Source organism: Halonotius sp. F2-221B (genome assembly GCF_046719765.1).
Lineage (GTDB): Archaea > Halobacteriota > Halobacteria > Halobacteriales > Haloferacaceae > Halonotius.
In genome coordinates this window covers 20,477-47,209 of record NZ_JABEBY010000008.1, presented here as the reverse complement: position 1 = coordinate 47,209, position 26,733 = coordinate 20,477, and the positions used below count along the sequence as shown (strand labels likewise).

Genomic DNA, 26,733 nt, shown 5'->3' with positions numbered 1-26,733 from the left:
ACGGCGAGAAGTTTCCGCAAGTTATAGCACGACCGATAGCAAAGGGCCGGCAATGAGTCGCAATATTCAGGTTAGCGAACTCGACCGGCAGGCGGTCGAGGATCAGTCGGTTGAGATTGTCGAGCGCAAGGGGGTCGGCCACCCGGATTCGATCAGCGACGGCGTTGCGGAGGCGGTTTCCCGCGCGCTCTCGGCGTTGTATCTCGACCGCGTCGGCAAGGTGCTCCACTACAACACCGACGAGACCCAGCTGGTCGCCGGTCGCGCCGCGCCTGCCTTCGGCGGCGGCGAGGTGATCGAACCGATGTACCTCCTTATTGTCGGCCGCGCCACAAAGGAGTATGACGGCCAACAGCTCCCGGTCGATTCGACCGCGCTGACCGCGGCCCGGGAGTATCTCGATGAGACGATCCCGGAACTCGATCCCGGGGCCGATGTGATCGTCGACGTGCGACTCGGTGAGGGCTCCGGCGATCTTCAGGAGGTCTTCGGCGAGGACGGCGCGACCGTCCCGATGGCCAACGACACCTCCTTCGGCGTCGGTCACGCACCGCTGACCGAAACCGAGGCGATCGTCCACACGGCCGAGCGCAAGCTCAACACCGAGTACGTCGCCGACAACCCGGAGATCGGCCCCGATGTGAAGATCATGGGCAAACGCGAAGGCGACCAGATCACCATCACCGTCGCCGCCGCCATGGTCGACGCGTATATCGCCGATCTCGACGCCTACATCGACGCCGTCGATCGTGTTCGGGAGTATGTCACCGATCTCGCCGAGGGGATCACCGACCGCGAGGTAAGCGTCGATGTCAACACGGCCGACGACTACGAGGAGGGCTCGATCTATCTCACCGTCACCGGCACCTCCGCCGAGCAGGGCGACGATGGCTCGGTCGGCCGCGGCAACCGCGCCAACGGCCTTATCACGCCGAACCGACCGATGAGTATGGAAGCCACAAGCGGCAAAAACCCCGTCAACCACATCGGGAAGATCTACAATCTGCTGTCGACGAAGATCGCCGAATCGGTCGTCGACGAGGTCGATGGGATTCGGGATCTCCAGTTGCGCCTCCTGAGTCAGATCGGCCAGCCGATCGATCAGCCGCACGTCGCCGACGCACAGGTCGTCACCGCCGACGGCGTCGCCGTCGCCGACCGGGAGGCGGATATCCGAGCGATCATCGACAGAGAGCTTGCCGACGTGACAGATATCACCCGGCAGGTCATCGATGGCGAGCTGTCGACGTTCTGAAAAGCAGTACCGTTTTACTACTGCCAGTCGGTGAGTCAGGCATGCGTCGGCAACTGGGCATTGGCGTCATCGCCGGGATCGGCGTTGCGACCGCCCAGCTGACGGTCTACGGGATCGTCTCCGGGGCCTACGACGGCCTTGTCGGCCTGATCACAGATGGGGTGCTCACGCTGCTGTTTTCGGCGTTGGTGATCGGGGCGGGCTACTGGGCTCAGACCACGGATCGCCCCGACTGGGATATCGTGCGACTGGCCGGCTGGTGTCTCGTCGGCGCGATCGCCATCGGCGGTTTCGAGCTGTTGACCGCGCTCTCGCTGTATGCGGCCGGAGCCGCGGAGATCGAGTTGCTCCGAGCACTCACCACCGCCGCCGCCCGCGGAGCCGCCCTTGGGATCGGGTTCGGCCTGTTCGATATCGAGCGCCGACGCACCAAACGCCGCGGCGCGGAGCTGGAGCGACAGGTCGACCGGCTTGAGGAGTTCGCCTCCGTCGTCTCCCATGATCTCCGGAGTCCACTCACCGTCGCCAAAGGCAACATGGAGCTGATCGGCGACAACGAGAGCGTCGACGAGGAACTGATCGCCCACGTTGAGTTCGCCCACGATCGGATGTCGGAGATCATCGAGGACTCACTCGCCTTGGCCCGCGGTGGCAACGAGGTCACCGATCCAGAACCGGTCGATATCGAGGAGCTGGCCACCCAGGCGTGGCAGACCGTCGGCGGCAACGACGAGACGCTCACCGTCACCACCGGGATGGAGCTGGATGCCGACCCGGAGCGACTGCTGCGACTGCTGGAGAATCTGTTTCGGAACGCGATCGAACACGGAGCTGAGGACGACGACAGCGACGACGGTGGTGATCCGATCGCCGCCGGCCTGCCGGACGATTACGGCGACGACGAGCCAGCCGACTCCGTCCTCGACGGCCTCTCGATTACTGTCGGCCAACTCAGCGATGACGAGGGGTTCTACGTTGCCGACAACGGCGACGGGATCCCGGAGGACGAACGGGAGGATATCTTCGAGGCCGGCGTCTCAAGTTCCGGCACCGGCAGCGGCCTCGGGTTGGCGATCGTTCGCCGGATCGCCCAAGCCCACGGTTGGACGGTGTCGGTGACCGACGCCGACGGCGGCGGCGCGCGGTTTGAGTTCCGCACCGACCCCGTATAGCGAAACCACTATGCGGTGGCACTGACTCCCTCCGATTGTGACGCGTGTCTGTCTCATCGGAACCGACGAGGGTGATCTTCGGTACGAGCTGCTCTCCCGGGAGACCGCCCGCGCGGCGTTGGCAACCTACGATCTCAGCCAACCCTATACAAACTCGGTCGCCCTTGAGACGGTGAGCCTCGGCGCGGCTGTCGCCCTGCTCAACGATCTCAACTGGTATCTGGTGCGGTTTGTCGACCACGCGCTGATCAACGAACCCAGCATCAGCGAGACGGAGTGGCTGTCTCGGGATCTCGCCACCGAAGTCCGCGACCGCGAACGCCCGCCGGAAGAGACCGACCAGCGGCTCTGTGTGTTCGGTGTCGAGGACAACACGCTCGTCGAACCGATGTACGTTACCCGCTCTGACGGCGAGATCCCCGACTACGATCTGCGGGATGTCGACGACACGCTCGTCGTCCGGGTGACCGATGCGGAGTTTTCGGGGTAGCTCGCATACAAGCATATAAATCGACCACCTGGCTCAATGAGTTCGACGGTTACAGGCTCTAACAGACCAATTTGGTCGAATCCTGCACGAAATTGGGAAAACGTTTTTCCCTGATTTTCGAGGACGTGTTGGTGTATGCACATATCCCGACCGAAGCGACTGCAGCGTACCGACAGGGGTGAGCCCCGATGATCGCACCGTTGCTGGCGGCGCGGGTCGTGATGGGCGTGGCCGGTGCCGGCCTGCTGGCCACGGCCGTTTGGGTCGCCCGACGGCGCGAGACGGCTGCCCTGCGGCCGTTCGCGCTCTTTGTCGGCGTCGTCGGGTCACTGGCGGTCGCCGACGCCGCCGCCGCGGGCGCGCTCACATCGCTCTCGGTGGTTTGGCTGCTCACGGTGCTTGCGATCCCGGCGGCGTTCACCTGGTTCGTCATCGAATACTACGGCCTGCCCTACCTCGCGTCGCCGCGCCGGAAGGCGGCGTTTCTCGCGCCGGTCGCGGTAGCATTGGCCGGCGGGATCGCGCTGATCCTCTCCCCGGAGAGTTCCGGGTCGATGGCCGGCGGCGGGCCGACGGCACCGGCGGTGCCCGCGCCGCTCGGATTTGCCGCCCTCGCCGAGCAGATCGGCCTCTACTACGCGGGCGGCGTCATGATCGCCGGGGTGGCCCTGCTTGCGCTGACCGTCGCCGAGTACGACTATCTCGACCGCCGACTCGCGGCTGTCCTCTCCTTTGTCGCCGTCTGGCCGTGGCTGGCCTACATGGTGACGCCAGCAATCGCCAACCGCGTCGGCACCAGCTCGATCATCGGGCTCAACGCGACCGGCTACACGCTGAGTCTCGCGGCCGTCGGGTTTGCGGTCACCCGCGGCGGCATCTTCGATGCGGCCCCGGCGGCGGGGACGCTCGGCCCCGAGACGGTACTGGCCGACCTCGATGACGCCGTGGTCGTCGTCGACCGCGACGAGCGGATCGTCACGCTCAACGACGCCGCTGCCGACGCGTTCGGCGTCGAGCCGGCGGCTGCGACCGCCGAGCCACTGTCGGCGTGTGTCGGATTCGACCTCGACACACTGCGGGACAGCGACACAGTTGAGCTGTCCGGGCCCGACGGTTCCCGGCAGTTCGAGGCGACCGTCTCGCCTGTCAGCGACCAGTTTGACCGACAACCGGGGTACGCCATCGTGTTCACCGATGTTACCCAGCAACGGGTTCGCTCACAGCGGCTCTCGGTGCTCAACCGGGTGCTCCGACACAACCTTCGCAACGAGATGAACAAGATCAGAGGGCGCGCGGAGCTGATCGCCGACGGCGGCCAGGAGTACGTCGATCACGCCGAGACCATCGTCTCCTCGGCTGATGATCTCATCGCGACGGGCGAACGCGCCCGACAGGTCGAACAGATGATGGCGACCACAGCGGCCGTCGAGGAGGCCGCGTCGCTGGCCGCTATCGGCGAGGCGGTCATCGAGGAGTATCGCTCGGAGTACCCCGACGCCACGCTCTCGGTCGATATCGACAACTCACTCCGGGCACCGGTCAACGAACAGGTGTTGGCTCACGTTCTCGATAACCTCGTCGAGAACGCCATCGTTCACAACGACGCGCCGACGCCGGTGGTCACGGTCGGGGCACGCGCAACCGATGACGGTGTCGAGGTCTCGGTCGCCGATAACGGGCCTGGCATCCCCAACACCGAACGAGCCGTTATCGAATCCGGCGATGAGGACGATCTCGACCACGGTAGCGGCCTTGGTCTCTGGGCGGTCAAATGGGGTGCCGTCAGACTCGGCGGCGAGATCGCATTCGCGGATCGCAAACCGCGCGGCACTGTCGTCACGATCACTCTCCCGACCGAACCCAGCGCCGAAACGGCCACCGCAGCAACTGCTGCGGCAGACTGAATCGGGGTTCCGCGGTCGCTGCTCTCGTTACTCGTTGTCGAACATCCCCGTCGAGACATACCGCTCGCCGCTGTCCCAGAAGACCGTGATCACAAGCGGATCAGCAACCCCGTCGTCGACCAGTCGCTCGGCAACGCGCTTGGCCGCAAGGTTCGACGCGCCGCTTGACTGGCCGACAAAGATCCCCTCCTCGCCCACGAGTCGGCGACACTCGGCTTCGGCGTCGTCGGCGGAGACAACCTCGACCGAGTCCAGCAGGTCGGTATCGAGGTTGGGGCTGATGAACCCCGGCCCCATCCCCTGAAAGCTGTCGCCGGTCGGCTCTTCGCCGGAGATGACGGCCGAGTCGTCGGGTTCGACGGCGACGATCTCCATCTCCGGGAACTCTTCGCGGAGCCGCCGACCAATGCCGGTGATCGTCCCGCCGGTGCCGACGCCAGCGACCAGCGCGTCGACTTCGCGGTCGCCGATCTGCTCAAGAATCTCGGGCCCAGTTGACTCGTAGTGCGCCTGGGGGTTTGCGGAGTTGTCGAACTGCCGGAGTTGGACGTAGTCTTTCTCTGCCTCCAGTTCATCGGCGCGATCCTTGGCGTCGGAGATATCGCCCTCGACGAGTTCGAGATCGGCTCCGTAAGCCTGCATAATCGACCGGCGTTCGGGTGATTTCGAGGCCGGCATCACGATCTGGACGTCGTAGCCTTTGGCCGCGCCGACCATGGCGATCCCGATGCCCGTGTTGCCGCTTGTCGGTTCGACGATGGTGTCGTCGGCCGCGAGGTCGCCGTCGCGTTCGGCGGCCTCGATCATCCACAGCGCGGCGCGATCCTTCGCGGAACCGCCCGGATTCTGGGATTCGATCTTCGCGGCGATCGTCGCGCCGTCAGGGGCGTCAACCTCGACCAACGGCGAGCCGATGGTATCTAGGATGGTGTCGTCCATTGGCGGCGGTTTGCGTCTCAGGCCTAAGGCAACAGCGGTTTCGGATGCCTCATGGCTCCGTTGGCACCTCTTTGCGGCCGGTCAGCGTCTCCGGTACGAGCCGGTAGAAGGAAAACTCGACCTCCGCCGGCGGCTCACCAAAAATATCCACAAACGGGATGGTGACGCCTTCGAACCCCGCGAGGGCTTCCGTGGCGATATCACCCCGCGTTGTCGATTCGAGTGCGCCCTCGGCGACGACACTGACGTAGCCGTCGTCGTCCTCCGCGTTCGCGTACGTGACGAACGACACCGCTCTGCCGTCTAGTTCGCCTTTCTCCTCGGGCGGGAGATCCGCGATGCGGAAGTAGAAGGCGGTCTGGGCGGCGTTGTAGCCAAACGAGACGGGGACACTGTGTGGAGGCTCGTCGGCTGGCGTCGACAACGAGAGGACGCCGGTGTCGACACGATCAAGGAACGCATCGATCTCCGACTCGTTCAGTTGGATGGCCTCTGGGAGGGAATCAACCATACCGCTAGGTAGGTGGGCGAATCCCAAAAACAAGCGGGTGCGATAGTTCAAAGCTCCGCCACAGTCGGCGGCCGCCACGGCGAGACGATTAAGCCGGTCGACGGCAAACGGCGGGTATGCAACTTGAGACGCTGACCCCAGCTGACGACTGGGAGCCGGAGCCAGGAACTGAAGACGCGCTCAACGCCCTCGGCGACGACGATTACACCTTCCACGTCTGGGGTGGCGACTGGTGTATCGACTGCCAACAACAGCTCCCGGCGTTCGGCGCGGCTCTCGAATACGCCGGTGTCGACGACGACCAGATCGAACACTACCCGGTCGAAAAGGAAGACGACGGCTCGAAAACCGGGCCGGGCGTCGAGGAATACGGGATCGAGTACATTCCGACGGTTGTGGTCGAACGCGACGGCGAAGAGGTTGCCCGGTTCGTCGAGTCGGCTGAGGACTCGATTGCGGTCACGCTCGGATCGGAACTGCGGGTGCTCACAAACGACGCCGTCTCAGGTGACGACTAACTGGTGCCCTGATTACGGCCAGTTGCCGCCCTGTTCGTACGCGCTGACGATGCGTTCAAGCGCCACAACGTAAGCCGCCGTCCGGAGGTTCGGCGTGTCGGTTGCCTCGAAAGTATCGATCAACCCATCGAAGGCGGTCGTGATCACGCGTTCGAGTTCGTCGTTGACGCGGTCTTCCGTCCACGAGAATCGCTGGCGGTTCTGAACCCACTCGAAGTACGAGACGGTCACGCCGCCCGCGTTGGCGAGGATGTCGGGGACGACGTAGACATCCTTCTCGGTCAGCACCTCGTCGGCCGCGGGCGTGATCGGCCCGTTTGCGGCCTCGACGATGAGATCAGCCGCTACGTTGGCTGCCAGCGATTTGTCGATCGCGTTTTCGAGGGCCGCCGGGATCAACAGATCGACATCCAGTGTGAGCAGTTCCTCGTTTGTGAGCTCCTCGCTGTCGCCGTAGCCGACCACGCTGCCGGTGTCGGCCTTGTGGTCGGCGACCGCCGCCGCATCGAACCCATCGGGATCGTAGATTCCACCGGTCGAATCCGAGGCAGCGACCACAGTACCGCCGGCCTCATCGATCAGCCGGGCGGCGATCGCACCGGCGTTGCCGTACCCCTGGACAGCGACGGTTGCGTCAGCAAGATCACGACCGAGCCACTCGAAGGCCTCCCGTGCAGCTAACATCGTTGACCGGCCTGTCGCCTCAACACGACCCTCGGAGCCGCCGGAATCAATGGCTTTCCCCGTGATGACGCCCGGGGCAGTGGTGTGCTCCAAGGTTTCGTAGGTGTCTTTGATCCAGTTCATCTCCCGTTGGCCGGTGTTGACATCCGGCGCAGGGATATCCCGATCTTCGCCGATCAGCGGCCGCAACTCTGTGGCGAATGATCGTGTCAACCGCTCGATCTCGCTGTCACTGTACGCCGAGGGGTCGACGGCGATCCCGCCCTTCCCGCCGCCGTAGGGGATATCCACGATCGCACATTTCGCGGCCATCCAGCCGGAGAGTGCCTTGACCTCGTCGCGGGTGACGCCCGGATGGTAGCGGATCCCGCCCTTGTAGGGGCCGCGGTCGCCGTTGTACTGCGAGCGGTAGGCTTCAAACACCTCGATCGAGCCGTCATCCATCTCGACGGACAGATTCGTCTCTAAGACCCGTTCGGGATGTTTGAGCCGCTCGATGAGATCCGGTGAAACGTCGGTGTATGCAGCCGCGTCGTCGATCTGCGTCTGCAGGCTCTCAAAAGGATTGGCTTGGTCAGCCATACCCAAACAGGCGGCTGTGGGGAGTTTAATTGTGTCGTCATTGGTCTGCAGGCGATCGATAAATGCACCACAGACGGCTGTTGGACGCGATAGGCGTGCGTTCAGGAATCAGGCTGGGACGGCCCTGCACCACCGGGCTGGGTGGCCTGCGCCACTGCCGTGGCGACAACCTGTGGTGAAAGTTCATCCAGCGAGACGGTCTTCGCGCCAGTCATCGCAACTATTGTCGGGATGAGCCCGCGGTCGGACTCCCCGGCGGCTACGACAACGACAGCGGTATCGGGGCCGGCCAACTGCCCGGCTGCCCGGCGGGTCGCCTGGGTGGGACTCCCGTCGGCGACATTGGCCCGGCCATCGGTGATAATCACCGCGACGCCAAGCGGGGAGTCAGCATCCTCAAGGACGGCCGCAGCCGTCGAGAGGCCGGCCGGCAGCGGCGTCCGGTCGCCCGTCGGCAACGATTTGAGGTGGCGGGCCGCCAGCGAGACGCTCCGGGTCGGCGGCAACACCACCTCCGCGTCGTCGCCGCCGAAGGCGACGAAGGCGACCTCGTCGCGGGCCTCGTAGGCGTCCCGCAGGAGTTCGAGCACGACACCTTTCGCGGTCTGCATCGCCGGCGTCATCGACGCGCTGGCGTCGACGGCGAAGACGACCGTCGCCGCCTGCTCGCGCTCCCGCACTGACTGCTGGAGGTCATCGGCCTCGACCTGGCTGTGGCCGCGACTCGCGGCTGTCCGCACCGACGCGGCGGCATCGACCGGGGCCTCGCCCGTCGCTGGCTCAGTGCGAACGCGCGTTCCGCGACCGCCGGCCTGTTGCTGGTGACCGCGGTGGCCGGCTGCAGTGCCTTCGGCATCGGCTTCGGCGTCGTTGACAGCATCGTCGATATCGGGGGCGGCCGCGTTGCCGACGCCAGCCCGCTTTTGGCCGGGCATGAGCGGGGTGCCCTCGGTCTCGTCGTCGTGCTCGTCCGGCCCAGGCTCGTCGCGGTCGTCGCTACCGTCTTCGTCTTCGGGCTGATCGCCTTGCCCACCATCGATTTCACCGGGCTGCGGGCTTGTGTCTCCAGAATTGTCGCTGTCTGTGTCGCTACCGGCGTCTTCGTTGCCTTCAGCGTCGCGCCCGTCTTCGGTGTCGTCGGACTCGTCTTCGTCTCCACTCTCAGACGATTCCGCGTCCGCAGCGTCGTCAGATTCGTCGTCATCGCCGTCAGCGGTGTTTTCAGTATCCTCCTCGCTGCCGTTGTCATCGTCGTCAAAATGGTCGTCCAACAACTCCTCGGGATCAGGCGGCTCTTCGAAGGGCTGGCTCTTGAGTCGATGCGGCAGGGTATATCTCGCTGCTTCCTCTACGTCCGATTCGATGACCTTCGGTCGTCCGTCCAGCGCGGCCGAAGCGATCGCCGCCCGCGCCGTGGCGATGTCGGCGCGATGACCGTCGACGTCGGCGTCTGTACAGAGTTCGGCGATGGATTCCTTGAACTCAGTCGGCAGCGACACGGAGTCGATTGACTCGCGGGCGACCCGCAACGACTCGCGGAGATCGGCGACCGCATCACCGTATCCCGTGGCAGCATCGTCGTCGCCCTCGGCCAGCGCGTGGTCGATGATGTCGACGCGGTCGTCGAGATCCTGACAGCCCGTCACGGTCGCCTGCAGATCGAAGCGGTCGCGGAGCTGTGGGCGGAGATCTCCTTCCTCGGGGTTCATCGTCCCGATCAGCGTGAACTCGGCAGGGTGAGTGACGCTGATCCCGTCGCGTTCAACCGTGTTGACGCCGCTGGCGGCTGCATCGAGCAAAACATCGACCAAGTGGTCGTCCAGCAGATTGATCTCGTCGACGTAGAGTATTCCCCGGTTGGCCGCCGCAAGCAACCCCGGATCGAACTCGGCGTCGCCGGCCATCGCATCCTCAACGGAGAGCGTGCCGACAACGCGGTCGCGGGTCGCTCCAAGTGGGAGCGTAACCAGCGGCACCTGTCGTGTCTCGACCGGGAGGCCATCACGCTCGCGGGCGCGGCAGTCCTCGCACTGGCTGGCTGGATCGTCGGGATCGCAGCCGTAGGGACAGTCGGCGACAGCCTGCTGTTCGGGCAGCAAGTCGACAAGAGCGCGCACTGCGGTCGATTTGGCGGTGCCCTTCTCGCCGGTGATGACCGCGCCGCTGAGGTCGTCGTGGGTCGCAGCGAGCAGCAGCACCCGTTTGAGGTCATCTTGGCCGACGATAGCGGGGAAAGGAACTGACGACAGTTTTTTGCTCGCCGGGTCTGCAACCATACTTGCGCTACTACAACGCTGGTTTATAAAGATGACACGGATTGGCCTCTATACGGCAACGGAAAACGAACTCGGCTCCGTCCAGCGGGCGGCGGGCCGACTCGATGGTATCGATCTCGTCGTCCGCTCGGAGGGCGACCTCGACGACCAGACGGACGTGGAGGCGTTCGTCGACGACTGCGAAGATGCGGCGGCGGTCGTTCTCTGGCTCCACGGCGGCGAGGACAGCATGCCGGGCTACGAGTACGCCGTCGAACGCCTGCGCGAGCTGGGCGTCCCGCTGATCGTCAAGGGAACCGGCGACGCCTTCGCTTTCGAGGACACTTCCGTCGCCGACGCCGACCGCGATCTGGTCTACGAGTATCTCGAACGCGGCGGGACGATCAACGTCGAGAACTGCTGTCGGTTCCTCGCCAGCGAGTACGGCGGCGTCGACACCGAGTACGACGACCCCACAGAGCTCCCGACCGAGGGTGTCTATCACCCCGATCATCCCGGCATCGAGTACGACGCCCTCCGCGAGACGTTCGACCCCGAGAAACCGACCGTCGCGATCTGGTTTTACGAATCCCACTGGACACACGAGAACACCCGCTACGTCGACGCTCAAGTCCGCGCACTCGAATCGCAGGGCGCGAACGCGCTGCCGATCTTCTGTAACCCTGCGGCCGACGAGGAGGGCCAAGGGAACGCCGAGTGGGTCACCGACAACTGGCTGCTCGAAGACGGCGAACCGATTGTCGATGCCGTCCTCTCCTCGTTCATGTTCTCGCTGTCGATGGACGAACGCGGCCGCTCGGCGAGCGACGAGGGCGACTCGGCCGAGGACGTGTTCCTCGACCGCCTCGGCGTCCCCGTCCTCCAGACGATCACGACGATGCGCTCGCGGTCGCGGTACGAGTCGAGCGACACCGGCGTGATGGGCTTCGAACTCGCGCTGTCGGTTGCTCTCCCCGAGTTCGACGGCAACGTCATCACCCATCCGATCTCCGGCAAGGAGCGGATGGACGACGCCGCCGACATCGGCAGCGCGCCGAAACACCACTTTCCCATTGAAGAGCGCGTCGACCACGCCGCCCGCCTGGCGGTCAACTGGGCGCGGCTGCGCCATCTCGACAACGACGAGAAAAACGTCGCCGTCGTCCTGCACAACTATCCGCCGAGCGACGACGGCATCGGGACGGCCTTCGGGCTCGACTCCCCCGAGAGCACGATCAACCTCCTCGACGAACTCGACGCTCGCGGCTACGACCTCGGCGACAGCCACCCAGCGTCGGGCCAGCAACTGATCGACACGCTCACCAGCCAGCTCACGCTCGATAACCGCTGGGTCGCACCCGAGGACGTACGCGACTGCTCGGTCGATGTCGTTGCGACCGACCAGTACCGCGAGTGGTTCGCCGACGCCGACGAACGGTTTCAGGAAAACATTATCGACGAGTGGGGCGACCCACCCGACCGTCCGTTTGCGATTCCCGGTGCCGAATTCGGCAACGTACTCGTCACCGTCCAGCCGCCGCGTGGGTTCGGCATGGATCCCGCGAAGGTGTATCACGACTCCGATCTCCAGCCGCCACACAACTACTACGCCTTCTACGCCTGGCTGCGAAACTCGTTCGAGGCCGACGCCGTCGTCCACCTCGGTACTCACGGCTCCCTAGAGTGGCTGCCCGGCAAAACCGTCGGGCTCAACGGCGCGAGCGCGCCCGACCAGCTGATCGGCGATCTGCCGAACGTCTATCCATACATCGTCAACAACCCCGGAGAGGGGACCCAGGCGAAGCGACGCTCCTACGCCGCTATCGTCGACTACCTGACGCCCGTGATGGCCAACGCCGGTACCTACGACGAATTGAGCGAACTGGAAGAGCTTGCCAACGAGTACCGCGAGGCCGGGATGGAAGACGCCCGCAGCGACGACGGCGAACAGCTCGAAGACCTCATCCGCGAGCGCGTCGACGACCTCGATCTCGCAGTCGAACTCGGCACGAGCGGCCAGATCGACGAGCAAATGGAGGTTCGCGGCCCCGACGAGGCCGGCTCGACGCTCGCCGAGGGCGACGTTGCTGGCGACGACCTCGCAATCGACGAACTGGTCGAGCGGATTCACGAGTATCTGACGGACGTGAAGACGACCCAGATCCGGCTTGGCCTGCACACGATGAGCGAGCCACCGGTCGACGACCGCCTCGTCGAGTATCTCGTCGCGCTCACACGCCTCGAAAACGGGAATACGCCGAGCCTCCGCGAGAGCGTCGCCGGCGCGCTCGGCGTCGACTACGACGCGATGCGGAACCACCCCGGCGAGTACGACGACGCTCTCGGGATGACCTACGCCGAGGCCGCTGACCACGTCCACGAGACCTGTGTCGAGTTGGTCGAAACCCTCGCCAACCACGACTTCGACGTACCGGACTCCGAGCGTGAAGCCGGGCCGGACGACGAAGTCAACATCAACCTACTCGTCGTCGATATCGACACACTCGGCGACGGGCGGGCGAAATCCGGCGCGCACAACGACCTGCGGGAGGCACTCGCGTTCATCTGCGAGGAGGCCGCCCCGCGCGTCCGGGGTGCCGAAGACGAGGTGCCACGCACGGCCGACGCGCTCAACGGCGACTACGTCCCGCCCGGTGGCTCCGGCGCGCCGACTCGCGGCGGCGTCGACCTGCTCCCGACCGCCCGGAACTTCTACACGCTCGATCCGCGCAAGGTGCCGGCGAAATACGCGTGGCAGGTCGGCAAAAACGTCGCTGAGGGCGTTCTCGACCGCCACCACGACGAACACAGCGAGTACCCCGAGGAGATCGGTGTCGTCGCCTGGGGAACACCAACTGTCCGAACGAAAGGCGAGACCATCGGCCAGGTGCTGGCGATGATGGGCGTGCGGCCGGTCTGGACTGACGCCGGCCGGATCGACGACGTGGAGCCAATTGACCTCGACGAACTCGGTCGCCCACGGATCGACGTAACGACACGCGTCTCGGGGCTGTTCCGCGACGCGTTCCCCGCCGCAGCCGGTGTCATTCACGACGCCGTCTCCGCAGTCGTCGATCTCGACGAACCCCACGAGATGAACTACATCAAGAAACACGTCGAGGAGGAAGCCGAAGAACTCGAAGCCGAGGGGCTCGATCCCGACGAGGCCAAGAGCGCGGCAACGAACCGCGTCTTTACGACCCGGCCAGGCGGCTACGGCGCGGGGACGAACAAAGCCGTCGACGAGGGTAACTGGGACGACCGTGGCGACCTCGCTGACGTATACGTCCAGTGGGGTGGGTACGCGATGGGCAAACGCGGGAAAGTGAGCGAGGCCCACGACAGCTTCGAGCGACGCCTCTCAAGCGTCGATGCGACGGTCAAGATCGAGGACACGATGGAACAAGACGAACTCGACTCCTCGGACTGGTACGCGTTCCACGGCGGATTCATCTCCGCAGTCTCGGAAATCGCCGGCAGCGAACCCGCTTCCTACGTCGGCGACTCCTCCGATCCCGAGAACGTCGACGTCTACACGAACGAGGAAAAAGTCCGGAAGGCGATGCGCGCTCGCGTCCTCAATCCCGACTGGCTCGACTCGATGGAAGACCACGGCTACAAGGGCGCGGGCGACCTCTCGACGACGGTCGATGTCGTCCTCGGTTGGGACGCCACCACCGGCGTCGTCAGCGACACGCTCTGGGAGGACGTCGCCGAGAAGTTCGCCTTCGACGACGACCGCCAGGAGTGGATGCGCGACGTGAACCCGTGGGCCCTCGAATCGATTACCGACACCTTGCTGGAGGCCATCGACCGCGAGCTGTGGGACGCCGACGAGGAAACCGTCGATCAGCTCCGCGATATCAACCTCAGCGTGGAGGGCGACCTCGAAGCGCGAGCGAGCGAGGCACCTGCGGAGGCAGCCGATGACTGAACAGGACGCCGAAGCGGGCAACAGCGACGGTGTCGACGAGGAGTACGCCGACCTCGGCGCGACGACACAGGAGGCGATGGATATCGCCGAGACGAGTATGGACATCGTCCGGCAGTTCGTCACCGACGAGACGCTCGCGGATCGGTTCCGCCAGAAGGCCGTCCACTCGATGGGCGACATCGAGTTCCAGCATCTCTTGCGGTTCACCGGTACCGACGACGCTGGCAACGAGGATGACGCCGCGCCTATCCGGGCCGGCGCGCGAGCCGTAAACCGTGAGACGACCATCGTCACCGACATCACCATGTCGAAAGCCGGCGTGACGGGCCGCGGCCACAACTGCGAGAAACGCAAGGCCATCGGCAACGGCGCGGAACTCGCCAAGGAAACTGGGATGACCCGTACCGCCGCGTCGGTGCTCGAACTCGACAAACAGGGCGTCTACGAGGATGCCATCGCTGTCGTCGGCAACGCGCCGACGGCCGCCTTCGCGTTGGCCGATTGTATCGAAAACGGCACGCGACCCGCCGTCGTCGTCGCAACGCCGGTCGGCTTCGTCAAAGCTGTCGAGAGCCGCGAACGGATACGGGAGGTCGCCGCCGAGTACGACGTACCCGCGATTACGAACGTCGGCCGCCGCGGCGGCAGCGGGCTTGCGGCCGCGCTGACGAACGAACTGATCCACGTCGCCAGCGACGTGCGCGACGGCGATATCGACCTGGAGTCTGAGTCGTGAGCGAGTACGACCTCGATTCAGGCCCCGATCCGGCGACCGTTGCGGCAGCCGAACCAGAAACGCTCGACGGCGACGCTGATCCCGTTCACGCGGTCGGAATCGGCCCCGGGAATCTCGATTACCTGACGCCGCGCGGCCGCCGCGAAATCGAGGACGCCGATGTCGTCGTCGGCTTCGAGACCGTCGTTGAGTTCATCGCCGATGAAACCGACGCCGAGTTGCTGACCTGCGGCTACAAGGACGAACGCGAGGCCCTGACGACGTTCGCCGACCGGGTCGCTGACGGCGAGCGCGGGACGGCCGTGCTGATGGGCGATCCCAACCACTCCGGCTACCAGTTCGTCGGCAAAGTGCAGGACGTGGTCGACCAGCCGGTACGCGTGATCCCTGGCATCTCATCGTTACAGATCGCGGCGAGTCGCGCCCGCACACCGATGGAGGACACGGAGTTCGTCACGCTGCACAAGAGCGGTGACATCAGCGACGACCTCCAGCGGCTGACCACAGCCGCAGGCGACCGACACCTACTCGTCCTGCCTCGGCCGTTCGACTGGATGCCCGGCGATATCGCGGCTCGGCTGCTGGAAGCGGGGGCCGATCCTACGCTTGATGCGCTAGTGCTCGAAAAGCTCACTCACGACGACGAGTCCATCACGCGGTTGTCGCTCGGTGAACTCGCTGACCACGCCGGCGGTTCGGGAACCGACTCGACGCCGTTTTCGGACTTGTCGGTGCTCGCTATCCGCCGGGAGGTCGTATGAAAGGGTTCGTCCTCGCCGGCGTGAGTTCGGGGGTCGGCAAGACAGTCGCAACCCTCGCAATCATCCGCGCGCTCGACGACGCGGGCTACGAGGTGCAGCCGGCGAAGGCCGGCCCGGACTTCATCGACCCGAGCCACCACGAGGCGATTGCGGGCCGGCCCTCCCGCACGCTCGACCTGTGGCTCGAAGGCGAGGCTGGCCTCGCTCGCAACTACGCCCGCGGCGAGGGCGACATCTGCGTCGTCGAGGGCGTGATGGGCCTCTACGACGGCGACGGCTCCAGTACGGCGATGGTCGCCGAATCCCTCGGTCTACCGGTCGTTCTCGTCGTCGACGCCAAGGCCGGCATGGAGAGCGTCGCCGCCACGGCCTACGGCTTCCGGGAGTACGCGGCGACCATCGACCGCAAGATCGACGTGGCAGGCGTCGTCGCCCAGCGCGCCCACGGTGGCCGCCACGAAGAGGGAATTCGGGACGCACTACCCGACGAGATGACCTATTTCGGGCGGATTCCGCCGTCCGGTGACCTGGAAATCCCGGATCGCCATCTCGGCCTCGAAATGGGCGCGGAAGCCGCACTCCCGCACGATGTACTCGACGAAGCCGCCGAAGCCCTCGAAACCGAGCGACTGGTCGAAGTCGCACGCGAACCCACTATCGACGCCGAACCAGCCGCAGCCGAACCGACGGGCGCGACCGTTGCGGTCGCCAGCGACGCCGCCTTCTGTTTCCGGTATCCCGCAACTATCGAACGGCTCCGCGAGCGGGCGACCGTTCGGACATTTTCGCCGGTCGCTGGCGATCCACTCCCCGACTGCGACGGCGTCTATCTGCCGGGGGGCTACCCCGAACTTCACGCCGCGGAGTTGGCGTCGTCGCCGACGCTGGACGATCTCGCCGACCGCGCGAGCGACGGCCTGCCGGTGTTCGGCGAGTGCGGCGGCCTGATGGCGATGGCGCAAACGCTGACGACGACCGATAGCGAGTGCCACCCGATGGCCGGGATTCTGCCGGCCGACGTGACGATGCGCGACCGGTATCAGGCACTCGATCACGTTGAACTCGACGCGACGACGGGGACGTTGACGGCCGACCGCGGCGAAACGCTTCGCGGCCACGAGTTCCACTACTCGGAGGCCAGCGTCGACAGCGACGCCAGGTTTGCCTTCGAGGTGCGCCGTGGCGACGGCATCGACGGCGACCACGACGGCTTGCTGGCCTACGACTCGCTCGGAACCTATGCCCACGTGCACGCCGCGAGCGGGGCCTTCGACCGCTTCATCGAGTCGCTGTCAGACTGATTTGGCGCACCTCCCCCAGTGATGAAACTCGTCGCGCTCGCCGACACCGTTGTCGGAAACCACGGATTCACGGCGACGACGGCGACCAGATCGTCGCTGACAACGGGGATATAGAAAGAGAGGGTGAAGGAAGAGGATGCAGAGTGTGAAGTCGACGAATTAGCAGGGGTTACCGGTGTGCGAATTCTGGGTTGCCGAGGCTCTGTCAGAGGCAACAAGAGACGCCGTCAGGACGCGCGCCATTTGTGGCCGCACTCGACGCAGGTGAACAGCCGAACCTCGTAGGAGCCGCCCGGCTTCGGCATCATCTCGGAGGTGGCTCGGTCGCTGTCGCAGTTCTCGGCCGGACAGGGCTCTTCAACCGTCTCGCTGGCCTCCTGCGTCGCGTCGGCAACGGCGGGTGCCTCGTCGTTTTGCTGTCCGTCTTGGGTCGTCATCGCCGCTTCAGCGTCGGCGTCCCGTTGAGCCTCGTTCTCACAGGAGCGACAGACCCACGTGTCGCCCGCCGTGTGCATCAGCGACCCGCACTCGTCGCAGAATTGCATACACCGTCGAGATACTCGGGTGTCGGATATATGTGTTACCGATCCACCGGCTACTGAGTAGTCGAGTGTGAGCGCACGTGAACATGTAGCGCAACATGTATTTTGCGTGAGCCGCTACTGCGACGTATGGCCGCCGACGAGGTGCCCAAAGAAACGACAGTCAGCGACCGGGGCATGGTCACGATTCCGGCCGCCTTACGCCACCGACTCGACATCGAACCCGGTGACAAACTCCGCTGGACTACTGACGACAGTGGCGACCTCTCAGTCGAGGTCGTCAAACAACGCTACGGAGCCTTCGACGACGATTTGAAAGCCCCGATGGGTGGCGACAGCCTCGACACGCATGACCTCGCCGGCAGCGAGGACGATCCGGCGTTCGCGGAGGACGCCTGAATGGCGGTCGCCGTCGTCGATTCCAATATTCTCATCGACTACAAGGACACGAGCCAGACGGCGCGCCACGAGCGCGCCGAGGAGATCGTGTACGGCATCGACAGCGGCGCGCTGCCGACCGCCCACGTCACGAACTACGTCCTGTTGGAGTCGCTGAACTGGATTCACGAGCGAAAGCGACACGATATCGCCGTCGATCTACGCAGCCGGCTTGCCGATTCGGCGGGCTTCGAACTCGTGCAGTGCGCCCAGAAGGATTTTTACCGGGCTGGCGAGCTATTCGAGAGCCACGAGCGGCTCTCGTTCGGTGATGCGACCATCGCGGCGTACATGGAGCGAACCGGGATCGAGTACCTGTACTCGTTCGACGACGACTTCGACGGGATCGAGGGCATTTCGCGGCTGGAGGCGGCAGAGAATCCGTTCGATTGAGGATGCTGCTGCCCTGTTTTGGCAAGCAGGCTGTTGTCTGTGAAGAACGGCGGCTAACGCATCCTGCTGAACCGCTTGCGCGTGTAGCTACCTGTCTTGTCTCTCCCGTTCAGATGATCACCGGGTGTCGTATACAAGCGAACTTTCGCTACCCCAAGCACAATTGTTTTATCGATCCGGTTTGAGAGTCGGGATGATGCCCATCGCATTGCCACACGACGCCAAAGCGGGGCCGACCAAGTCGGAAGTCCGGTCGGTCACACTCGGCAAACTCGACCTCGGCCCGGACGATCACTTCGCGGAGGTCGGCTCCTGTACCGGCGCGGTCACCATCGAGGCCGCCCGCCGCGCCGGCCGCGTGACCGCGCTCGAACGCAAGGCCGACCGCCTCGACGTGACCGAACAGAACCTCGCGGCCAACGAGGACACAGTCACCGCCGATATCGACCTCCGAAACGCGGAAGCCCCCGAGAGGCTGCCCGATGACGCTGACGCGCTCTTTCTCGGCGGTAGCCGAAACTTCGAAGCCATCCTCGACCACGCCGTCGACACCGAAATCGACCGGATCGTGATGAACGTCTCGCGGCTGGAAGTCGCCGGCCACGCGACCGAAGCGTTCCGCGAGCGAGAGATCTTGGAGGAGGTCGTCCAGTTCCAGGTGAGCCACGGCTACGAACTCGCCGGCGCGACGAGCTTCAACTCCGACAACCCGGTCTACATGCTCGTTGGCAGTGCGAGCGGCAGTGACGACGAAAGCGACGGCGAACCAGCGGAGGCCACACAGTGACACTCTACGGTATCGGCCTCGGCCCTGGACAGGCTGATCTGGTAACGGTGCGCGGCAAGGACGTTCTCGAACGCGTCGACGTCGTCTACTCGCCAGGCCGCCTCTCGCGGACGGTCGCGCTGAACCACGTCCCGGAATCGAAAATCGGCGACCTCGATTTCCCGATGACCCGCGACGAGGAAAAACTGCGAGCGGCGTGGAAGGAAGCCGCCGAAGAAATCGCGCCCCAGGCCCGTGACGGCGACGCCGCCTTCGTCACGCTCGGCGACCCGAACGTTTACTCCACGTTCGGCCACCTGCGGCGGACGCTCGACGCGTTCCATCCCGATGTGGATATCGAGATCGTCCCCGGCGTCAGCGCGATGACGGCGTTTGCGACCGCGTTTGATGTCGAAATCGAAGCCGGCGCGGGACTCGCGCTACGGGAGGCCGCCAACGGCCACGCGCCGACCGGCCCCGACCGAATGATCCTGTTCAAGGTCACCGACGCGCCGACGACCCACGAGAAGCTGGTCGCCGCGGGCTACGACGTGACCTACGGTCGGCGGCTCTACATGGAGCAAGGCGAGACGGTCATCACTGACGATCCAGCAGAAATCGACGAACGCGACTACTACACGCTAGCGTATGCGGTCAAGCGCGACCTCGATATCGAACCCGCGACCGCCCGATTCGAGGAGTTGGGCGACGCGACCGGGGTGGAGGAGCGCGCATGAGCGAGCCAGCTGAGACTGACGCCGACGAAACCGATCCCCAATCCGCCATTGACGCCCAAGGCGAGCAGCGACGCGCCGAACTCGACGACCGGATTTTTGAACACAACGCTGGCGACGAGCAGGACGGGATTCCATTCGTCGGTGCCGGCCCTGGCGACCCACGGCTGCTGACGGTTGCTGGCAAAGAACTGCTCGAAGAAGCCGACCTCGTCGTTCACGCCGGCTCGCTGGTCAACAGCGAACTGCTGGAGGAGTACTGCGATCACGCCGAGACAGTTTCCTCCATCGGGAAGGATCTCGAGGAGTTGATCCCGTTGATGCGGGACGCCCACGAGGACGGCGACAACGTCGTCCGGCTCCACAGCGGCGACCCCGCCATCTACGGCGCGGCCCTCGAACAGATGGACGCCCTCGAACACGAAGGCGTTCCCACCTACTTCGTCCCGGGCGTCACCTCGGCGTTTGCGGCGAGTGCGACCCTCCGCACCCAACTCACGCTCAACGAGGTCTCGAACCACGTCGCGTTCACCCGCCCGCAGGGCAAGACCCTGACCGAGGAGGACGATCACATCGGCGAATTCGTCGAGATGGGCGACGTGACGACCTGTATCTACCTCGGAACCCACGCCGTCGCCGACACGATGGATCGACTCATCGACGACGGCCACGATCCCGAGATTCCGGTCGCCGTCGTCTACCACGCCTCCTGGCCCGACGAGGACGTGATCTACGGCACCATCGGCACGATTGGCGAGAAAATCGAGGAGGCCGGCTACCGCGCCTCCGCGATGGTGATCATCGGCGACGCCGTGACCGGCGCGGGCTACGAGCGATCCTACCTCTACGACGGCTGGGCGGATCGCGGCCCCGACAGTGATGGCGATGAGGCGGGCGGCGACGCGAGCGACGACGAGACAGAGACGACAGACGACAGTGCGAACCCGGACACAACGGAGGCAACACAATGAGCACGGACAACGAATCCACGACGACGAACAGCGAGACGAGCGACAACTCCGACAGCGGCGGCCACTGTAGCACCCCCGACAGTGACGGCGAAGTCGCCGAGGAGATCGCCATCATTTCTTTCGGCCGGAAGATGGACACCGCCGAAGAGATCGCAAGTGAACTCGCCGACCGCTACGAGTCCATCGACATCATCGGGTACCACGGCGAGGTCTTCGACGAGCACTGGGGCGAGTACGACTGCTTCATCGGCCTGATGGCCAGCGGAATCGCCATGCGGAAAACCGCCCACCTGCTCGACGACAAGTGGGACGACCCCGCGATCTGCGTCGTCGACGAGGAACTCACGTGGGCGATCCCGATCACCGGCGGCCACCACGGCGCGAACCAGGTCGCCCAGGACCTCGCCACGATGGGTGCGATCCCGGCGATGACCACGGCCAGCGAGGCCGCCGGCAAGCAGGGTGTCGAGGCCCAGGCGAAGGCGATGGACACCCACGTCGTCAACGGCCGCTCGACGATCCAGACCAATCTTGCTGTTCTTGACGACGAACTCGGCCCGGTCGCTCGACTCGACGGCCCGCAGGCGGTTCTCGTCGGCGACGACGTGACCGTTCTGAAGCGAAACAAAGACGAGGGAATCGTCCTCGGCACCGGCAGCGTTTCCGGCGCGGCGGCGGACTCGTTCATCGCGGCGTGGGAGAACGCCCTCGCCGAAACCGAGTACGAGTTCGACGACGTGGAGTTCGTCGCGACGGCGACCCGGAAGGAAGACGAGGAGGGGCTGCTCGAAGCCGCGGAAGAACTCGACCTTGGCGTCGTCGCCTTCGACAAGGAGACCCTGCTCGACCACGAGGGACCGAGTCCGTCGAAATCGAAGGAACTCATCGGCTGGCCCGGTATCTCGGAGGCCTCGGCCATCGCCGGCGGCCGCAACCAGGAACTCCTGCTGGAAAAGCAGAGCTACGACAACGAGGTGACGGTGGCGATCGGCCAATGAGCAGCGACTCAGTCGATGCCGACGGGAAGCACACCGCGGCGACGGCAACCGACCGCCCCGACGACCTCGGCGTCCTCTCGGTCGTCGGCATCGGCCCCGGCCTGCCGGCCGACATGACCAAACGTGCCAAGGAGGTCATCGAGACGGCCGACTGCGTGATCGCCTCCGACCTCTACCAGGCGTTTTTGCGGGAGGACGGCACGCTGCCGCCCGCAGAACAGGTCAATGACGAGGGCCGGGTCACCCGCGAGAACGGTCACGAACAGGAGATCATCCGCTCGACGATGGGTCGGCAGATCGAGTTGGCCAAGGTCGCCTTCGAGCGCGTTCGCGCCGGCGACGACGTAGCCCACGTCTCGGGTGGCGACCCCTCCGTGTACGGCAAATCCGACCTGATCTTCAAGATGGCCGAGGAGGAAGCCGCGACGGATATCCCAATCGAAATCGTTCCCGGCGTGACCGCCGCGCTCGGCGGCGGCGCGATGGTCGGCGCGCCGCTCTGCAACGATTTCTGCACCATCTCGCTGTCGGACAAGTGGCGCGGGTGGGAGGAGATCGAGGAGAAACTGCGCGCCGCCGCGATCAGCGATTTTGTCATCGTCCTCTACAACTGCTGGCGCAACTACGAGAAGGCCGTCGACATCGTCCGCGAAGAGCGAACCGACGACGCCTTAGTGGCGATTGTCAACGACGCCGGCCGCGCCGACGCCGGTCGCAACGGCGAGAGCCACGTTATCACGACGCTCGGCGAGGCGACCGCCCACGACGACAAAGTGTCGGGGATGGGCACCTCGCTGATCATCGGCAACCACGAGACGGAAACCTGGAGCAACGATTACCGGACGTTCCTTGTCACCCCGCGCGGCGGGCGTGACGTGGAGGATTTCTAACCATGAGTACGGACACTAACACGACAGCGGAGACGGCAGCGGAACAGGCAAACGAATCGAGCGACGATGCCGGCGGCTGCACCGCCAAATCCAGCGACGGCTCGTCGAAACAGCAGTCAGTCGATGAAAAGGTCGGCTCAACGGTCGACGACTTCGACGCCGAACCGGGCCAGTTGACGGCTGTTGGCCTCGGCCCCGGCCACCCCGAGGGCATGACACAGCGCGCTCGCGCTGCCCTCCTCGATGCCGAACACATCGTCGGCTACACGACCTACATCGAATTGTTGCCCGACGAAATCACCGAGGAAGCCGACGAACTCTACGACACGCCGATGTGCGGCGAGGTCTCCCGGACGGAGGAGGCCATCGACCGCGCGCTCGCCGGCAACGATGTGGCGATCATCGGCAGCGGCGACCCCAACGTCTACGCCCTGTCGGGGCTTGCGCTCGAAATCATTGAGTCAAAAGGTGCGACCGCCTCGATGCTCGATTACGAGGTCGTCCCCGGCGTCCCGGCGGCCCAATCCTGTTCGGCGCTGCTGGGCGCGCCGCTGGTCAACGACACGGTGTCGATCTCGCTGTCCGACCATCTGGTGCCGATGCCGGAGATCGAATCCCGGCTGCACTCGGCGGCCGGCGAGAGTTTCACCATCGTCATCTACAACCCGTGGAGCCGCAAGCGACGCGAGAACTTCCAGAAGGCCTGCGAGATCCTGCTCGCCCACCGCGACCCTGATACGCCGGTCGGCATCGTCCACGGCGCGGGCCGCGAAGATGAACAAGTGATGATCACGACGCTCGACCAGCTCGAAGAGCTCGGCGAGGAGGACATCATCGACATGACGACGACGATCCTCGTCGGCAACGAGGAGACCTACGTCTGGGACGACCGGATGGTCACCCCGCGTGGCTACGAAACGAAGTACGACTACTAACATGACAACCTACGAAGTCACTCTCAAAAAAGAGCCCTGCGACGGCATCTTCGCCTGTCTCACCCGCGACCCCCGGTTCGTCGAGGACGACGACGGCCTCGCCACCATCGACCCCGACGGCGACCCGGTCTACGACGGCGACGGCGAGGTCGAGACCGTCGACGGCGACGTGATCGCTACCTTCGACGACGACCGCATCGAGGAGGCAAGACAGGCTGCAGCGGCCTGTCCCACGAACGCCATCGTCGTCGAGGAGGTCGACCGATGAGCGTCGCCGTCCCCGACGACCTGCTGGCAGGCCACCCCTCGACGGCCTACTTCTGGGGCCGCGTCGCCGGCAACGGCGAGATCGAGAACGACCGTCTCACCGTGACGACCAACGACGAGGCCGCCGCCGAGACGATCAGCGAGATCGTCGGCAGCGAGATCGACCACGACCGGAAAACCCGCGACTACGCTCACAACACGGACATCACGAAGACTGAAGACGAGTACACGGTCGCGGTCACGAGCGACAACCTCTTCGGGATGAGCGGCGCGCTCGGGCTGCCGGTCGACGGCCGCGGCAACTACCGCTTCGGGGCGTTTGCTGATCACCGTCGCGACCTGCTTCGCGGCATCCTGGAGGGCTGCGGAACGATCTGCTTCAAATCCTCCAGCGGCACCGTCGGCGTCTCGTTTGTCCACGACGACGCCGCACTGCTCGAACTCGTCCAGGAGCTGCTCGATGACTGCCCTGCCGAGGCGCCGTACGGGGAGCTATCGGAGACCTCCTCTGGCGGCTACTGGTTCGGCGTCGACGACGACGCAGCCGCCGAGTTCGGCATGTGGCTCTACGAGAAGACGGCGGCGACAGGCCTGTTCGCGCCGAGTCGCCGCCGGAAACTGGTTCAGAGTCTCGATCAGGCAACCGATGTCGACTTTGATCGCTCACAGTTCGAAGCATGAGTCAGCTCCACGATACCATCGAAAGCGTTGATAACGAGGCCGTCCTGTTGGTCGGCCACGGCTCCCGCCGCGAGAAGTCAAACGAGCAGGTTCGGGAGTTAGCGGCGATGCTCGAAGACCGACTGGAGATCCCAGTTGATGCGGCCTTCCTCGAACTCGCCGAACCAGCTATCGAGGACGGTATCGAGGGATTGGCCGCCGCAGTTGATTCGATCACCGTCGTCCAACTCTCCTTGTTCGCGGCCAGCCACGTCAAAAACGACGTGCCGCTGGCCGTCCAGCGCGCCCGCTCGACGCACGGCGTCGAGATCAACAACGGCGCGCACCTCGGGATTCATCCCGCTATTGTCGACCTACTCGACGACCGCGCGGCCGCCGTCGAAGCGGAACTCGGTGTTGACCGCGAGGAGGACGATGTCGCCGTCGTCGTCTGCGGGCGCGGCTCCAGCGACCCCGACGCCAACGCCGATCTCCACAAGCTCTCGCGGCTGCTCCACGAGGGCCGAGAGTTCAGCACCGTCGAAGCCTCATTCATCGGGATCACAGAGCCGACGCTGGACGACTCGCTATCGATACTCGCCAAACAGCGACCAGACGCCGTCGTCGTTGTTCCCTACATGCTCGGCGACGGCGTGCTGACCGGCCGGATTCGGGAGTGGACTGACGACTTTGATGCGGAGTACCCCTACGTTGACGCCATCGCCGGCGACCCGCTCGGCACCGACTCGCGGCTGCTCGATGTGCTGGGCGACCGCTGGCAGGAGGCCCGCACTGACAGCGTCGAAATGTCGTGTGACACCTGCAAGTACAAGGTCGACCTGACGGGGTACGAGGAGGACACCGGCGGCGCGCGAGCGATGTTGCGCGCGCTCACGCATCAAGAGACTCACGCCGATCGCAGCGATATCGACGACGAGCCACACACCCACGACGCGCCAGAAAAACACGTCGCCGTCTGCACCAACCAGACCTGTGCAGCCGACGGCGCGCCGGCTGTCCTCGAAGGCCTCCGGCAGGCAGCCCGCGATTCCGAGCAGTGTGACGCCCGCATCACCCGGAGTTCGTGTCTCGGCCGCTGTGGGGAAGGGCCGATCGTCGCTGTCTATCCGGAAAATGTCTGGTACGGTGGCGTCGACGCGGCGGACACCGACCGCATCGTCTCCTCGCATCTCGACCGCGATCGCATCGTCAGCGATCTGGTCGATCAGACGCTGTAGCGGAAGCTGCCTCTCTTTGGCTGTTATCGACGACGAGCAGCGTCGGCTCCGAGCGCGTGACTGCACAGCTGTCGGCGCGTTCGATCGGAACCCGCTGCCCCGCGACCGTCGCGTTGGCCGGGAGATCGAACTGAAGCCGGAGGGTTGCGGTTACCGTCTCGTCGCGCCGCAGTCGGTCGGCCAGTTGGTAGCGTCGCGGCTCGTAGCTGACATCGACGCTGGTGCGTCGGCGGTCGTCGGTACCGGCGAGACAGCCCTCCAGCGGCGGTACATCGATTGGTCTGGTGAACAGCGTCGGGTTGCGGATGGTGAGCGTACCGATCCGTTGGTCACCGTAGACGACGGGCTCTTCGGCCGGTGTCGATCCGTGCAGGCCGACCTCGTCGTCGAGTTCGATCGTCGTCTCCAGTTCGCCGATACTGTCGGCACCGATCAACAGGATGCCGGCGGCTGCGAGCCCGAGCAACGCGAGGCGGGCTGTCCGGCGGTCAACCGTTAGCCGGTTTTCTTGCAGTGCGTAGCCGAGCCCCACGAACAGCCCTGCAGACGCCGCAAGCAGGACGAACACGGTCGACGCCGCGGGGTTGTACTGCGAGGCGATATAGCCGAGAAAGACCACATACGCCAACCCCGCAACCGCGAACGCGACCGTATCGAGCGGTTCGCGGTCGATAGCAAGCCCGGTGATCAATAACGCGACGAACGCCACCAACAGCAACGCCGCCGTGACGGTAATCGAGAGGTCGAAGGCGACGTTGCTGGCGAAAAACGCCAGCGTGCCGAGCGCAAAGACGACGCCAAGCACGTAGAGGAGCGTTTCACTGTCGATTGTGGGGGCCATCAGTGGGAACCACCTTTG

Annotated in this window: 26 protein-coding genes; 20 read left to right on the top strand and 6 right to left on the bottom strand. The window is 65.0% G+C overall.

The window, feature by feature from the left end; genetic code table 11:
• Positions 1-52 precede the first annotated feature (52 nt).
• From HKK80_RS07200 to HKK80_RS07185, 4 genes are all read left to right on the top strand, one after another.
• Positions 53-1,255 carry a methionine adenosyltransferase gene (locus HKK80_RS07200; RefSeq protein WP_411798936.1) on the top strand — a complete coding sequence of 401 codons (1,203 nt, stop codon included), beginning with the start codon at positions 53-55 and terminating at the stop codon, positions 1,253-1,255.
• Positions 1,256-1,296: 41 nt separating this feature from the next.
• The gene (locus HKK80_RS07195; protein WP_411798935.1) at positions 1,297-2,427 is read left to right on the top strand and encodes an ATP-binding protein; all 1,131 of its coding nucleotides are present in this window, start codon (positions 1,297-1,299) and stop codon (positions 2,425-2,427) included.
• Between the two features lie 37 nt (positions 2,428-2,464).
• A complete protein-coding gene (locus HKK80_RS07190; protein WP_411798934.1) occupies positions 2,465-2,917 on the top strand; it encodes a DUF5804 family protein in 453 nt (150 codons plus the stop codon).
• Positions 2,918-3,105: 188 nt separating this feature from the next.
• Entirely contained in the window at positions 3,106-4,821 is a 1,716-nt protein-coding gene (locus HKK80_RS07185; protein ID WP_411798933.1) for an ATP-binding protein, read from the top strand.
• A gap of 27 nt (positions 4,822-4,848) precedes the next feature.
• Here HKK80_RS07185 and HKK80_RS07180 read toward each other — a convergent pair whose 3' ends face one another.
• Together HKK80_RS07180 and HKK80_RS07175 are read right to left on the bottom strand one after the other, a co-directional pair.
• Entirely contained in the window at positions 4,849-5,760 is a 912-nt protein-coding gene (locus HKK80_RS07180) for a PLP-dependent cysteine synthase family protein (RefSeq protein ID WP_411798932.1), read from the bottom strand.
• 49 nt (positions 5,761-5,809) lie between these two features.
• Entirely contained in the window at positions 5,810-6,271 is a 462-nt protein-coding gene (locus HKK80_RS07175) for a pyridoxamine 5'-phosphate oxidase family protein (RefSeq protein ID WP_411798931.1), read from the bottom strand.
• 116 nt (positions 6,272-6,387) lie between these two features.
• Here HKK80_RS07175 and HKK80_RS07170 point away from each other — a divergent pair, with 116 nt between their 5' ends.
• Entirely contained in the window at positions 6,388-6,789 is a 402-nt protein-coding gene (locus HKK80_RS07170; RefSeq protein ID WP_411798930.1) for a thioredoxin family protein, read from the top strand.
• Positions 6,790-6,801: 12 nt separating this feature from the next.
• On the opposite strand, the gene HKK80_RS07165 is transcribed toward HKK80_RS07170, so the two are convergent.
• Positions 6,802-8,055, bottom strand: coding sequence for a Glu/Leu/Phe/Val family dehydrogenase (locus HKK80_RS07165; protein ID WP_411798929.1), 1,254 nt, complete (start codon positions 8,053-8,055; stop codon positions 6,802-6,804).
• A gap of 101 nt (positions 8,056-8,156) precedes the next feature.
• Complete coding sequence (locus HKK80_RS07160; RefSeq protein WP_411798928.1) at positions 8,157-10,331, bottom strand: VWA domain-containing protein; 2,175 nt, start codon at positions 10,329-10,331, stop codon at positions 8,157-8,159.
• A gap of 31 nt (positions 10,332-10,362) precedes the next feature.
• On the opposite strand from HKK80_RS07160, the gene cobN reads away from it, so the two are divergent.
• The 4 genes from cobN to HKK80_RS07140 are packed head-to-tail and all read left to right on the top strand — an operon-like array spanning position 10,363 to position 17,042.
• Positions 10,363-14,244, top strand: a complete 3,882-nt coding sequence (gene cobN / locus HKK80_RS07155; protein WP_411798927.1) for a cobaltochelatase subunit CobN — start codon at positions 10,363-10,365, stop codon at positions 14,242-14,244.
• Entirely contained in the window at positions 14,237-14,980 is a 744-nt protein-coding gene (locus HKK80_RS07150) for a precorrin-8X methylmutase (protein ID WP_411798926.1), read from the top strand. Before cobN ends, HKK80_RS07150 begins: the two co-directional genes overlap by 8 nt.
• Positions 14,977-15,741 (top strand): cobalt-precorrin-7 (C(5))-methyltransferase, encoded by a 765-nt coding sequence (locus HKK80_RS07145; RefSeq protein ID WP_411798925.1) that lies wholly within the window; start codon positions 14,977-14,979, stop codon positions 15,739-15,741. The genes HKK80_RS07150 and HKK80_RS07145 overlap by 4 nt, the downstream gene beginning before the upstream one ends.
• On the top strand, positions 15,738-17,042 hold the full coding sequence (locus tag HKK80_RS07140) for a cobyrinic acid a,c-diamide synthase (RefSeq protein WP_411798924.1): 1,305 nt from the start codon (positions 15,738-15,740) through the stop codon (positions 17,040-17,042). The genes HKK80_RS07145 and HKK80_RS07140 overlap by 4 nt, the downstream gene beginning before the upstream one ends.
• A gap of 227 nt (positions 17,043-17,269) precedes the next feature.
• On the opposite strand, the gene HKK80_RS07135 is transcribed toward HKK80_RS07140, so the two are convergent.
• On the bottom strand, positions 17,270-17,587 hold the full coding sequence (locus tag HKK80_RS07135; protein WP_411798923.1) for an RPA12/RPB9/RPC11 RNA polymerase family protein: 318 nt from the start codon (positions 17,585-17,587) through the stop codon (positions 17,270-17,272).
• A 126-nt stretch (positions 17,588-17,713) separates the two neighbouring features.
• Between HKK80_RS07135 and HKK80_RS07130 the strand changes: the two genes are divergently transcribed.
• From HKK80_RS07130 to HKK80_RS07080, 11 genes are all read left to right on the top strand, one after another.
• Positions 17,714-17,983, top strand: coding sequence for an AbrB/MazE/SpoVT family DNA-binding domain-containing protein (locus tag HKK80_RS07130; protein WP_411798922.1), 270 nt, complete (start codon positions 17,714-17,716; stop codon positions 17,981-17,983).
• On the top strand, positions 17,984-18,415 hold the full coding sequence (locus tag HKK80_RS07125) for a type II toxin-antitoxin system VapC family toxin (protein WP_411798921.1): 432 nt from the start codon (positions 17,984-17,986) through the stop codon (positions 18,413-18,415).
• Between the two features lie 193 nt (positions 18,416-18,608).
• Positions 18,609-19,202: a precorrin-6Y C5,15-methyltransferase (decarboxylating) subunit CbiT gene (cbiT, locus tag HKK80_RS07120; protein ID WP_411798920.1), complete on the top strand. Its 594-nt coding sequence runs from the start codon at positions 18,609-18,611 to the stop codon at positions 19,200-19,202.
• Entirely contained in the window at positions 19,199-19,918 is a 720-nt protein-coding gene (locus HKK80_RS07115; RefSeq protein WP_411798919.1) for a cobalt-factor II C(20)-methyltransferase, read from the top strand. The genes cbiT and HKK80_RS07115 overlap by 4 nt, the downstream gene beginning before the upstream one ends.
• The gene (locus HKK80_RS07110; RefSeq protein ID WP_411798918.1) at positions 19,915-20,886 is read left to right on the top strand and encodes a cobalt-precorrin-4/precorrin-4 C(11)-methyltransferase; all 972 of its coding nucleotides are present in this window, start codon (positions 19,915-19,917) and stop codon (positions 20,884-20,886) included. The genes HKK80_RS07115 and HKK80_RS07110 overlap by 4 nt, the downstream gene beginning before the upstream one ends.
• Entirely contained in the window at positions 20,883-21,884 is a 1,002-nt protein-coding gene (gene cbiG / locus HKK80_RS07105; RefSeq protein ID WP_411798917.1) for a cobalt-precorrin 5A hydrolase, read from the top strand. The genes HKK80_RS07110 and cbiG overlap by 4 nt, the downstream gene beginning before the upstream one ends.
• Positions 21,881-22,774, top strand: a complete 894-nt coding sequence (locus tag HKK80_RS07100) for a precorrin-3B C(17)-methyltransferase (protein ID WP_411798916.1) — start codon at positions 21,881-21,883, stop codon at positions 22,772-22,774. Before cbiG ends, HKK80_RS07100 begins: the two co-directional genes overlap by 4 nt.
• 2 nt (positions 22,775-22,776) lie before the next feature.
• The gene (gene cobJ, locus HKK80_RS07095) at positions 22,777-23,709 is read left to right on the top strand and encodes a precorrin-3B C(17)-methyltransferase (RefSeq protein ID WP_411798915.1); all 933 of its coding nucleotides are present in this window, start codon (positions 22,777-22,779) and stop codon (positions 23,707-23,709) included.
• A 1-nt stretch (position 23,710) separates the two neighbouring features.
• Positions 23,711-23,977 (top strand): ferredoxin, encoded by a 267-nt coding sequence (locus tag HKK80_RS07090; RefSeq protein ID WP_411798914.1) that lies wholly within the window; start codon positions 23,711-23,713, stop codon positions 23,975-23,977.
• Entirely contained in the window at positions 23,974-24,657 is a 684-nt protein-coding gene (locus HKK80_RS07085) for a cobalamin biosynthesis protein (protein WP_411798913.1), read from the top strand. Before HKK80_RS07090 ends, HKK80_RS07085 begins: the two co-directional genes overlap by 4 nt.
• The gene (locus tag HKK80_RS07080; RefSeq protein ID WP_411798912.1) at positions 24,654-25,874 is read left to right on the top strand and encodes a CbiX/SirB N-terminal domain-containing protein; all 1,221 of its coding nucleotides are present in this window, start codon (positions 24,654-24,656) and stop codon (positions 25,872-25,874) included. The genes HKK80_RS07085 and HKK80_RS07080 overlap by 4 nt, the downstream gene beginning before the upstream one ends.
• Here the strand turns inward: HKK80_RS07080 and HKK80_RS07075 are convergent.
• Positions 25,846-26,715 carry a hypothetical protein gene (locus HKK80_RS07075; RefSeq protein ID WP_411798911.1) on the bottom strand — a complete coding sequence of 290 codons (870 nt, stop codon included), beginning with the start codon at positions 26,713-26,715 and terminating at the stop codon, positions 25,846-25,848. The genes HKK80_RS07080 and HKK80_RS07075 overlap by 29 nt on opposite strands.
• Positions 26,716-26,733 lie beyond the last annotated feature (18 nt).